Origin of the sequence: Adhaeribacter pallidiroseus (genome assembly GCF_003340495.1) — a bacterium.
GTDB lineage: Bacteria > Bacteroidota > Bacteroidia > Cytophagales > Hymenobacteraceae > Adhaeribacter > Adhaeribacter pallidiroseus.
This window is the reverse complement of the sequence record NZ_QASA01000001.1, coordinates 6,116,676-6,128,736: the sequence shown is the minus strand read 5'-3', so window position 1 is coordinate 6,128,736 and position 12,061 is coordinate 6,116,676. Positions and strand designations below refer to the sequence as shown.

Sequence of the window (12,061 nt, the reverse complement as noted above, 5' to 3'; positions counted from 1 at the left end):
TTTAAAATTCTTAGGCATTTAAACCTTGTTTTACCCAAGTAGCAACGGTTACTGTTCTTTGGGCCTGGTAAACTACGGCATCACGCACATCGGTTTTCATGCCTTCGCGGTCTACGGCCACACTCGTTCCGTAAGGGTTACCACCGGCGGCAAAAAGTACCGGGTCGGTATAACCCGGCGCTGCCACAATAGCTCCCCAATGGTACATGGTGTTGTATAAAGCCAGCAACGTAGATTCCTGGCCACCGTGTGGGTTTTGCGCACTGGTCATGCCGCTTACTACTTTGTTAGCCAATTTACCTTGGTACCATAAACCGCCGGTAGAATCCAGAAATTCTTTTAACTGACCGGGCAAATTGCCGTAACGGGTAGGCATACTAAAAATAATGGCGTCGGCCCATTCCAGGTCAGCCAGCGAAACTTCCGGTACGTCTTTCGTGGCTTCGATGTGCGCCTGCCAAGCCGGATTCTGCGCAATGGCTTCGGGTGGCGCCAGTTCTTTTATTTTTAAAACTTTTACTTCGGCACCCGTTTGCTTGGCTCCCTCCGCGGCCCACTGGGCCAGTTGGTAGTTGGTGCCGGTAGCGCTGTAATAAATAACCGCTAATTGTACTTGACTCATCGATTTAGTTTAAGTTGGTTAGTAATAGACGCTTGAAAATTAAAAAAGAAGCTGTAAGCTGTTAACCCGCAACGTTGCTTTTTGTTCGGGTAGAGGTCAGAAAACGCAAGTAAACATCTTAAAATCACGAGTCAATCACCGGGAATGCTCCGGTTGCTCCTGCCGGGAAGCAAATAAGGTAGCTGCAATTGGTAAAATCCGGATCAAGTACAGCCAACTAGAAGCCTCCTCTAAAGCGATTGACCTTAAATTTTAAGAAATGCATAAAATAAGTTCACCAGATCAGCAGTGCTTAGTACTTATCGCAAAAATTTTGAAAGCGGTTTATACCAAATTCGCAAAAGGCCGTAAGAAAGGTTCCGGCAGTACAGCCGCATTTTTTGTTTCACTTTAACAACCCGACCTCATGGAAAATAACGAGCAAAATGCCCCTGATAAAAACGAGAACTATATTGCTTCGCAGGACCCTGCTGGCCAGAATACCGAAAATCACGAAGAAGAAGGTGGCACCGACTATTCAGAACACGGCCAGGGTGGCCAGGGCGCTAAATCTACGGACGGCGACGAGAACAGTTCCCACGACCAGGGAAACGAAGAAAGCATTGCTGGCCGCGAAGACAGCTAAAAATTTAAAAAATGGAAACTACTGCAGGTAAAAACGCCCCCAGCGATAAAAATCATTTCGCGGTGGCCCCCGGTGTTACGGGCATTAAAATCGTGTTTGTTAATTTGTTTTTAGTCAGTAACCCGGGTGGTTCCTGGGTAGTGGTAGATGCTGGTTTATACGGGTCGGCGGGGAAAATTAAACACATTGCGGAAGGCTTGTACGGCAAAGGCACCCGCCCCACGGCCATTGTTTTAACGCACGGCCACTTCGACCACGTAGGCGCTTTAAAAGAACTAGCCACCGACTGGCAAGTACCAATATATGCCCATTCTTTGGAAATGCCTTACTTAACCGGCTTATCGGCCTATCCTCCCCCGGACCCTACCGTAGGCGGTGGCGCGATGGCGTATATGGCCTGGTTATACCCGAAAAAACCAATTGATGTAACCGGCCAAATTCAACCTTTACCGGCTGATGGCTCGGTACCGGGTTTAACCGGGTGGCAATGGCTGTATACACCGGGCCACACAGCGGGTCATATTTCTTTGTTCCGCGAAAGCGACCGCACTTTAATTGTGGGGGATGCATTTAGTACCCGCGAGCCGGAATCGGCGATTGCGGTAGTTACCGATAAAAAAGAAGTACATGGCCCACCTGCTTATTATACCAGCGACTGGGTAGCGGCCAGACGCTCCGTAGAACTCCTGGCCGATTTGCGCCCCGAAACGGTAGTGGGCGGACATGGTATGCCGATGCACGGGGAAACCATGCTGTTTGAGCTCGACGAGTTGGTGCATTATTTTGATCAATTAGCCGTTCCTACCTCGGGCCGGTACGTAAACGAACCGGCCATTACCGATGAGCGGGGAGTTGTAAGTTTACCTCCACCGGTTGATAATCCGGCGGTATCAAAAGCCTTGGTAACGGCTGGTTTGGTGGCATTAGCCGGCATGGCCGTTTTTGCCATTAGCCGCCGCAAAAACCAGCAGAACCGTTTCCTGGATACGCTCGAGGATCCAACCCTCCGAGTATACTAATTATTCGGAAGAAACCACGAACAACTATCCATGATGCGCATCAGCAGCTATTAGTTTTTAGTTACTCGTAGTTGAAATTTTTAAAAACAGAACCCTAAAGGCACATACTATTCCGCTTGGGATTATTCTGTTATTTAACAAGCGGATGAAAATGAAGATAACGTACGTTCCGGATAGTAAAAGTAAAAACACCGCTATTCTGTTCCTGCAGCGTCCTTCCGGAAGAATCTATTCGGCTACGTAGTTGAATAGTTTTCTCCGGAATAACCAATACAAATCTAAAACAGCAGAATCATTAAATTTTATCTTTCCAGCAAGTACTTATATACGCGGTTTGTATCACTTAAAACTTATCTTGAAGGCAGGTTACCATACATAATCAGTAATATTAACCTCAATAAGCATAGCCCTTAAAAGCAAGCTGGTTTGGCCTACTTTTAAGGGTTACTGCTTTTGTACGGTTTCTGAAGTTTTTTTTAAATTTTACTTAGGCCGGGCAATTGTAAGAGGCATTATTTATGCTCCAAAGTCGCCAAAATAGTAGCTATATCTTCGGGCTGAATGGGTTTTTGAATAAAACCAGATACTAAGGGATATTCCTGGCTTTTTAACACATCGGCATGTTCCAGGGAGGAAGTCAGAATAAAAATTTTACAGGCGGCTTGTATTGCCTGCTCCTCAGGAGTCAAGGCCTCCAGAAACTCCCAGCCGCTCATAAAAGGCATGTTTAAATCTAACAAAATCAAGGCCGGCAGCTCGTGGGCAGGATAATTTGTTAAATAATTTAAGGCTTCTTCGGGCTGATAAAAAGTGGTTACATCTTCGGTAAAGTGATGCAGTTTTAGCAAATGCTTGGTTAACAGAGCACTAATTGCATCATCATCTACCAAAAAAGTTTTCCAGCCCATTAGGGTAAGTTAATTATAAAAGTGGTGCCTTTATTTACCTGACTTTTTACTTCAATATGCCCGCCCAAAGCCTCTACGTGCGTTTTAACTAAGAACAAACCCATGCCCCGCCCGTCTACGTTCCGGTGGAAACGCTTATACAATTTAAAGATATTTTCCCCGATTTTATTTAAATCCAGTCCGGATCCATTATCCGACACTGTTATCTCTGTTCCGGAACCCGGAACATTCCGGCAGGTAACTTGTATTTTTAAAAGCCGATCGGGGGAGCGGTACTTAATAGCATTTGACAGCAGGTTGTAGAATATACTGTACAGGTACGCTTTTTTGGCAATCAGGCGGTCGTCTCCTTCTAAGGTAAACGTAACGTTGCCGTGGCAATTGTTTAGGGCATCGTGCAGGTTCGCGACGGCTTGCTGGTATACTTCTGCTACAACAAAGGTTTCGTTAGCAACGGCATCTTGATTATCGCGGATAGACAAAATAACGTTTAAATCTTTTAAAATGGTATTTAACTGTTCTACTGAAGTTTTTAGATTGCGAAGCGAAGTAGCAAAGATTTCGTCATTTTTATCGACCATGGTTAAGAGATTAGCCAAGCCTAAAGCACTGGCTACCGGTGCCCGTAAATTATGCGATACAATGTAGGTAAACTGTTTTAAATCGCGGTTATGATTAAATAAATCTTTGGTGAGCTGGCGCATTTCCAGTTCTGCCTTTTTTTTACTGGTAATATCTACCTGCGTCGCTACAAACTTTTCGAGCAGACCCGGTTCTTTAAAAATCGGATTTACTTCCATCGATACCCAAAACTCTTCCCCATTCTTCTTGTAATTTAAAATTTCTACCGAAAATGGTTCTGCTTTCTGCATCTTTTCCCGAATTTGGAGAATTGTTTCGGAGTTAGTTAAAGGTCCGTGTAGTAATTCGCCCGGCCTTTTTCCGATTGCTTCTTCGTAGCTATAGCCGCTTAAGGTAGAAAAACTATTGTTTACCCATTCAATATTCCGATGGTTATCGGTGATAATAACCCCATTGGTAGTTTTATCGGCTACCAACGAAAGCAGTTCTATTTGCGATTCCGCCTTTTTCTTGGCGGTAATATCTTTGATCACGCATTGGATACACTCCAGATTACCATTTAATAAAATGGGTACTCCCGTGATTTGTAAATCTAAAAAATCCTGGTTTTTCTTGATAAATAAGGTTTCAATCATCCGGATCTCCCCGTGCAGCACTTGCTGGATAGCCGTACCAGCCAGGGTCCAGAAATCCTCCGGAATAAATTTGTAATAATGTGCATTGATAACCTCGTCGGCGGTGTAACCCGACAGCTGATAAAACGGCCCATTAGCCTTCACAATTCTTCCGGTTGCATCCAGTAGTATAATAGCTTCGGGGTAGTCATGAAATAAAGATTTGTAGTACACCTGGGCTTTTTCTTCGCTTAACTGCGCGTTTCGTTGTTCGGTAATATCTTTAGAATTAGTTACAATACCCTGAATACTTTGGTGGTGCAGCATGTTAGCTAAATGACAATCCAACCAACGCCACTCTCCTTTTTTGTTAATAAACCGGAAAGGATTAATCTGAATACTTTTTTCGGCTGTAGCTGATTCTAAGGCTCTCATGACAAAAGGCAGATCCTCGGGATGAATGTAAAAAAGCGCATTGGTTTGCAACATCTCCTCGGGAGTAAAACCCAATAGCCGAACGACCGACTGCCCGACGTATTTGTACATTCCGGAACTATCAATTACCGAAATCAAATCAGTGGAATTCTCCACAATTGCGGAGAAAAATGATTGATCAAGTGTTTTTATTTTTCCTTCTCTCCAATCCATCTGTATTTATACGTATTTTTATAGAATGCACCCCCGCGCTTGCAAAAATAGCTACTTTTGGGTAAATTAAATACTTTTAAAAAATCTAATTTTAAGCCTGGATAAACAATACAATTTCCTACCTATATTACTAATTTTTAAATTTTATTTTTGCTTAGCGCATTTTTTTAGAAATTTTTTAATTAAAAGCCTTAACACGGATTTCAACAAAGTAAAGAAAGAACAAAGCAGCAACTTGCCTACTTGAAAGCCATCCGTATTAATACGGAAACAGCTCGCCGGTAACCTCAGGCATATGGGATATGCGGCACGAAGCCAGATTTTTATTACAGGCTTCAATCAAGCCTTTCTTAATTTAAAACTTTAAAACAGGACGCCTGCTGAAATTTTGCTTTTTCCGCCGAAAGAATTTTGCCTAAACTTTAAAACTGTTTTCTAGAATCCATTACTTGGCGCAGCTTACCTCCTGATTTATAAGTACCGCAACCATTGGTTTTGCGCGTGGTTGGCTTTGTAGCGTTGGTACCAATTGCACAACGGGTACAAGGCTACCACTACGCTTAACCAAACCAGGTAAACCGCCCCCAGCCCCAGTCCGCTGGTTTCTTTGGGCCGGCCAAACTGAAAAACACCAAATTGCAAATCGGCCCATTGGTAGCCTTGCAAAAAAACCATAGCCAGCATAATAAGGTGCAACAAATACCAGTGTAAGAGGTAATAGAACAAAGGTACTCTGCCGTAAACAATAATAATTTTTACCAGCTTCCCTTTTAGTTCTTCCGCGACAGAAAGAATCAAAAACAAAATACCCAGGGTAAGGCAACAAAATAAAAGCGAAGGCGGGTATTTAGTAACGTTCATAAAGGAAAGCAAAGTAAAAACAGCGTTTTTCTGAACTGCCCAGGGAACTGGATCGCCGTATACATTCGCAAACCGCAAGAGCCCGAAAAGCAGCAACGCCGCCCACCCTATTTTTAAAAAAAGTTGCTTCCGGACCGCGGGCGCTTTATAAAACAAAGGCCCGGCCCCAAAGCCAGCCAGCATAATACCTAACCAGGGCACCAGCGTATAGGCCAGTATAATGCTAAACTGCGGGGTAACGGTAAAAACATTCGGGTTAAACAACGCCAATACCATCCGGTTGGCCGGAGCAGCCGGATTTAACGCGAAAAAATTTAACAGATTATGCCCCCATATAATTACCAAACCCAGTAGCCCGATTACCCGGGGGATAGCCGGATCAGAAAGGCCAGCACGATAAAACTAAGGCCGATTACCGCAATCACCTGCACCAGCAAAGTCCGGAATTGTAAATCGAACCAGATACCAAAGGTAATAACCGTACATTCCAGAATAACCAGCCAAAGCCCCCGGCTGAGCAAAAAACGACGGCTTTCCTGTACATTATTAACTCGTTGTAAAGACAAGTAAGCCGACGTACCGGATAAAAACACAAAAATGGGCGCACACAAATGCGTTATCCAGCGGGTAAAAAACAAGGCGGGAGTAGTAGTGGCTAAATCTACGGGGCTTTGGGTGAGCGAAGTAAGATGCAATAGTTCCCGCGTATGATCCAAGGCCATTATAATCATCACGAGCCCCCTGGCAAAATCAATTGCGTTTAGTCGCTGCATAAGTTTTTTTAAATTTTAGTAGTGCCTGCTTCAAGCTACCCTGAGTAGAGGTAGTGAATATAAGCATTCTGCTTCAGATGGCTCGTTCGCAAGGGAATATATTATTTTTTAAATTAATGGCGTAAGAGGTTCTCCCAAGTAAGTTTATTTAACCCACCATTCTTCATCATGATTTAACCGCTAATTTTTGTAATCCGGAGATAATCTACCAGCGCCCGGTTTATTTTACCATGCATGTTTTCGTTGCCGGTTTCATAAGCAAGCGCGAAAAAATGCCGGCCTTTTTCCAGTTTTACCTGCACGGCGTTGGTAAAGCCCCAATCGGCCCAGTTGTTATAACCCCGCTGCGGAAAAACAATGGTTCCCAGAACTAAATCGTCTTTTTTGAGCGTACGCATGGCGCAGCGGTTGCTGGTACTAATGGGGCCTTCGCCGTTCGCATACCAAAAATCTAGGGCGTATAAACCAGCTTCCGGTACTACCACTTCTATTTTTAAATTAGTATTTTTGGTAAGGCTTATTTCCACGAATTCACTGTCCGAAATGTCGTTAAGACCTATATTAGTTTGAGCCCCGTTTTGTTTTAGTTTATACCGCTGGGTGCTGTGAGTTGCCGTAACGGGTAATGGTTCGCTGGCAAATGATTCGTGTTCCTGGGCGTTCACGGCAATCACCTGAAATTCGGCGTACGCTGGGGCAGGTACCGGCACCTGGGTTGCGGTGGTAGTTTGTAAGAGCTGGCCATTTTGAATTACCTGATACTTTTCGGCACCTGCTACTGCGGGCCAGGCTAAAGTACCAGCCTGGTAAGAAACTTCCGGCGTAACCGGCGAGAAATCAACCGTTACTTGGTTTTGGTTTTGTTCCGGAAAGGCGTTATTGGCCAAGATAATCCGTACCTGGTGCCGGCCTTTTAAATCAATGGGTATTATCGCGTTAGGCAGCGGCTCATCATCTAGGGTGCAAACCGTAATTTGATTGCCAAAACCTTCCAGTTGAATATCCAGAATGGCTTGCCGGTAGGTAAAATTTACGAGTTGGTGATTTTTTTTAAAAGCTTTTGGCACCACCGGTTTGAATTGTAAGCCATCCGGCCGAAAGTTTATTCCGAAAATAACTTTGTAGGTCATACTTAAATGGCCAGCCAGGCTCCACAACATGTTACTGGAGTTAACCTGCGTACCCGCATAATCGCCGTTGCTGGCTACCAGATTTTCCTGGTTGGTTAAGAGCAAAGCCGCCGGCCGGTAAATGGCGCATAAGCTTGCGGTTAAAGCTGCCGCATTACTGGCTTTAGCGGCCGCCAACGACCAGTACGCTTGCACAAACGGCCAAATCGCATTATTGTGGTAAGGCGGAATGTGCGGTATTTGGGGAGAAATACAAGGGATGCCATACGGGGTAACTGGGGTATTTGCTACCAATGCCCGTTGCTGCCCGGCTTCGGCAATATCGAAAAGCACGCATAGAGCTTCGCCCAGAGCATCTGCTCGCGGCGATAAAATTTTAAAATTTCGGCCATAGAGGAATTGTCCGTAGTATTTTTTTTCGGGTATCCAGAAATGTTGGTTAATGGCTTTTTTAATTTTTGCGGCCAGTTGCTGGTACCGGGTAATTGCCGGGGCATCTTTTACGATATCAGCCATTTGGGCTAGAATACAACAGGCCTGGTAAAATACCGCGTTGGTACTTAAGCTTTTTGAATCGTAAATATCAGCGGGCTGCATCCAGGCTGGATAGGTTTGCTCCCGCCAATCCAGAAAAGAAGACTCGCCGTGGAACAAGCCGGTTATTGGATCATATACGTTGCGCAGATCGTCTTCCAGCGAATTTTTAATAATTTGGTAAGCATCCTGCAGCCACTGGTCATCGCCGGTAATCAAGTATAATTCCCAGGCGGCCAAAGCCCAGACTATCCTGTCGGACGAAACCGGGTAAGCCCCGCCCGTACCGGTGTCTTGTATAATCCGGTAGGCACTGTTTACTTTTCGCAAAAGGCTGTTGCGGGCAACCTGGGGTTGCAACATCCCCATCGACAACAAAATACTGTAACTTATATCGCGGGTCCAAACGCCGGCCCATTCTTTCCCCGTCCGGAAAGTATGATCTTCCTCTATGGCATTTAGCATTTCTTCCAGGGCCAATTTATAAAGAGCATCTACCAGCGGGTAACCGGAAGTATACTGCGGAAAAGCGGCTATATCCCGGGAAAGTTGCCAGGTAGTGTTGGCGGCTTTATCTGCCGTATCCGGGTTCAGGAGCAAGGTAACTTCGTAAATACCGCTATTATCCTGTTCTTTTAACTCCAGTTCTTTCCGGTTTATTAAATTAGCAAAATCCCAGGTTAAAGGAGCGGTACTTCCGGCTACAAACACGCCTTTAAAATCTTCTTGCCGAATCTTTTCGCCGTTATACGTTTCATAAAAGCCTTGGTCCTCAAAAGCCTGTAGTACCGGTCGCAAATCCAGCCGAATCTTCCAAAGCGTATCGGGAGCCAGGTAAGTGTCGGTTGGTGGAGCAGAAATAGTCTTTAACGGTTCGCCAAAAATAATCAGGGGCGTTTCGCAGGTGTTATTTTGCGCTACGCAAGTAATCTGGTGATCTACGCCGGGGGGCAGTTCATTGTCCTGGCCATTGAGGCAAAATTTAAAAATCAGCCGTGGATTTTGAAACGCGTTTGCTTTGCTTTTGTAGTTAGACGTTATTTCGGTACCCGAAAGTACCTGGGCCGTAAATTCGTGCTGCACCACCCGATCGGGGTACAACTCATAATGCTCCGATTGCCAGATCGCCGCTGCATCCGCATCCCTATTATTTAGTTGTTGTTGGTCATTACCACTTTCCATACCTAATATATTACATCCGGCTTCCCCGCTACTCCCTGCGGCCTGTCTTTAAAGCAATTTTCGTTGGGTGTAAGAAGCTAAAAATTTACCGTTAAAGAAACCAGCTACCTCTTTTTTTAAAAAATCAATCATCCGGTGGTTCAAACAAAGTACAGTTTAAATTAATTTGCTTCTTAATAAAGTGAAAGGTCTGAAATAAGAAAAGCATAGATGCAAGAAGGAGCTATTCTTCACTAAACGGTCATTCTGTAAGAATCTAATCGGTTACTTACTGGTTAGATTCCTCCGGAATGACCCGAATGGATGGAAGCAGGATAAGAATCATAGTTTTAGCATACTGGCTAATTATTTTTTTGTGGTTAAGCCATTATGTCGAACGCACGTTTCTTAATAAATTGAAATGCCCGAAATAAGCCCACTAACCGAAACGGTAGCTTTTAAGTAATGTGTTTCTTAATAAAATTTAACTTAGAATTGTTTAAAAGCTGCCTTAATTTTTTGCTAAGCCCAACCAAATGCCTTCGTTATAAAGCTTCTTTTATGAGTGCCCTACTGCGCCAAGTTTACGTCTTTTTGGTAGTTTATTCCGGAGAAAAAGAAGTTGTTATTTTTTAAGGAGGCGGCTCCTAATAGCTTACGCTGTAAGACCTTCTCCGGTCACAAAAACCATCCGGAAACCAGTACTTACCAGGCTTTAATCTTCTGGTGGAGCTACTTTTTTAAAAATTTTAAAAATTGCACGTGCTGAATTTAAAATTCATAACCATTGTGCCTGAGCGTTAAGCGGTATTTAGTTACGAAGTACAGCTCCGTTACGCTACCATAATCCTTTACCCATTTTCACTTTTAGCTTAAACCCGGTACCATGAAATTCTTTGTACTTGTTTTATTGCTTTGCTTTTGCGGCTGGTCTTTGACTATGGCTCAGGATTTACCTCCAACTGCCCCAGGCGTTACCGGTACTATAAAAGGCACGGTTCAGGATTCGTTAAAACAAGAACCACTAGGTTATGTTACCGTTATTTTGCTGGAAACCGGTAAAAAGGAACCAATAAAAACAACCTTATCCCGCGACAACGGCTCGTTTGAGCTCAGTGGTTTACCGGCTAAATCGTACCAACTGGTGCTGGAAATATTACCAAAAAACTAAAAATTAACCTGAACGGCAGTACCAACTACGTGCAGCTAAGCAGTATTTTGCAAGGCCAACCTATCCAAAAAAATGGTTTCACGGCCAATGTTTTTGGGTACGCCAGTTACCGCTTCGAAAAAGGCTGGCGTTTGAGTGCCAACTTAGGCGTAAACTCACCGCGCATAACTTTGCAAGGCACCTCGGCTTCGTATTCGTACCATTCTTTCTCGGTAAATAAGCAGCTGTTTAAAGGCAAAAAAGGCAGTATTTCTTTCTCGGTTAATAGTCCGTTTCAAAAAAACCGGCGCTGGTTAAACGAAATCACCGATCAGCAATTTTATCAACGCCAGGAATCTTACTTTGTCATGCGCCGCTTCCGGCTTTCGTTTAATTATCGCTTTGGTAAAGTACAAGGAGGCATTGCCCGCAAAAACGCGGTATTCAAAACGACGACGTAAAAAGCGGCGGCCAAAGTTCGGGCGGCACCAGCAATTAAAATAGATAATCTGTTTTCTGGCAGCCAGTAGCATTAGGTGTTTTCTATTTTTTAAGCATGAATAAAATGTATGCGGTAAGTAAAATTATTTAGCAAGAAATAAACTTATTTCTCTTTATTTATTTTAGAATAGCTTTCTTATACGTCACATTTTAGGCTTACACAAGTTAATGCACCTAGTTGTGCCTTTTTGAGAGATTATTCCGCTGAGCGGGCTTTTATAACTAAATGCAGCAAAAGATGTGGCAGGCATTTTTATATTTATCCTTTAGTTATAATGCAAAGCAGCGCTGTTTTGTGATCTACAAGACACCTTCTCTTTTATTAGCCCGCCCGGTGTTAGCTAAATTCAACACAAAGTAAATTATTCCTTGTTTTTGATTATGTAAGCCACACGATAGGCCATCACAAGCCAGTAAAATTAAAAAATTACAACATTATGTCTAACCAGCAATAAGTACAAAATCCTTCTTTACCTAATGATATAAAAATACAAATTCAGTATTCCCATAAGACACAAAAACAAAGGAGCTATTCTTTCTAATAATCTCAGTTAAGACTCAAACAGCTTTAAAAATATAAATATTACTAGTTTAAAGTAGTAATTATATAAATATATTACGATTGTATTTCGGTATTTCGGAGCTGTGCTTTACCTTTGATCTAGAATTTAGATACGCTTTGTATTTCAGCACTTCATTTTATTATATTTTCAAATCGTTAATTATTAGATTAAAATTAAAAATATTACATTTCACTTTAAATAAGATACTTAAAATATACAATCCAACCTGTACTACTATAATCTAAACAATAATCCAAAAGCAATAAATCTAATCGCTCTATGAAACTAAAACTACTACTAAGCCTATCTTTGTTATCCTTATTTACAATGTCTTGTGAGCAGGTAGAAATAGTTGAACCAAAAACCGTTA

General features: G+C 43.1%; 10 protein-coding genes. 4 read left to right on the top strand and 6 right to left on the bottom strand.

Translation table 11 applies throughout. The features are described from left to right. Positions 1-10: 10 nt before the first annotated feature. A complete protein-coding gene (gene wrbA, locus AHMF7616_RS24590) occupies positions 11-622 on the bottom strand; it encodes an NAD(P)H:quinone oxidoreductase (protein WP_115375295.1) in 612 nt (203 codons plus the stop codon). A 406-nt stretch (positions 623-1,028) separates the two neighbouring features. On the opposite strand from wrbA, the gene AHMF7616_RS24585 reads away from it, so the two are divergent. Further along, on the top strand, positions 1,029-1,247 hold the full coding sequence (locus AHMF7616_RS24585) for a hypothetical protein (RefSeq protein ID WP_115375294.1): 219 nt from the start codon (positions 1,029-1,031) through the stop codon (positions 1,245-1,247). 11 nt (positions 1,248-1,258) lie between these two features. Beyond that, positions 1,259-2,266: an MBL fold metallo-hydrolase gene (locus AHMF7616_RS24580; protein WP_233507741.1), complete on the top strand. Its 1,008-nt coding sequence runs from the start codon at positions 1,259-1,261 to the stop codon at positions 2,264-2,266. A gap of 512 nt (positions 2,267-2,778) precedes the next feature. Here AHMF7616_RS24580 and AHMF7616_RS24575 read toward each other — a convergent pair. From AHMF7616_RS24575 to AHMF7616_RS24560, 5 genes are all read right to left on the bottom strand, one after another. After that, complete coding sequence (locus AHMF7616_RS24575; RefSeq protein WP_115375293.1) at positions 2,779-3,174, bottom strand: response regulator; 396 nt, start codon at positions 3,172-3,174, stop codon at positions 2,779-2,781. Beyond that, a complete protein-coding gene (locus AHMF7616_RS24570; RefSeq protein ID WP_115375292.1) occupies positions 3,174-5,018 on the bottom strand; it encodes a PAS domain-containing protein in 1,845 nt (614 codons plus the stop codon). Before AHMF7616_RS24570 ends, AHMF7616_RS24575 begins: the two co-directional genes overlap by 1 nt. Positions 5,019-5,489: 471 nt before the next feature. Next, on the bottom strand, positions 5,490-6,224 hold the full coding sequence (locus tag AHMF7616_RS27855; RefSeq protein WP_317047631.1) for an acetyltransferase domain-containing protein: 735 nt from the start codon (positions 6,222-6,224) through the stop codon (positions 5,490-5,492). Positions 6,225-6,238: 14 nt separating this feature from the next. Then, positions 6,239-6,652 carry an acetyltransferase domain-containing protein gene (locus AHMF7616_RS27850; protein WP_317047630.1) on the bottom strand — a complete coding sequence of 138 codons (414 nt, stop codon included), beginning with the start codon at positions 6,650-6,652 and terminating at the stop codon, positions 6,239-6,241. Positions 6,653-6,825: 173 nt separating this feature from the next. After that, positions 6,826-9,498, bottom strand: a complete 2,673-nt coding sequence (locus tag AHMF7616_RS24560) for an alpha-L-rhamnosidase-related protein (protein ID WP_115375291.1) — start codon at positions 9,496-9,498, stop codon at positions 6,826-6,828. An 865-nt stretch (positions 9,499-10,363) separates the two neighbouring features. Here AHMF7616_RS24560 and AHMF7616_RS24555 point away from each other — a divergent pair. Then, complete coding sequence (locus AHMF7616_RS24555; RefSeq protein ID WP_115375290.1) at positions 10,364-10,648, top strand: carboxypeptidase regulatory-like domain-containing protein; 285 nt, start codon at positions 10,364-10,366, stop codon at positions 10,646-10,648. 29 nt (positions 10,649-10,677) lie between these two features. Next, positions 10,678-11,088, top strand: a complete 411-nt coding sequence (locus AHMF7616_RS24550; protein ID WP_233507740.1) for an outer membrane beta-barrel protein — start codon at positions 10,678-10,680, stop codon at positions 11,086-11,088. Positions 11,089-12,061: the final 973 nt, after the last annotated feature.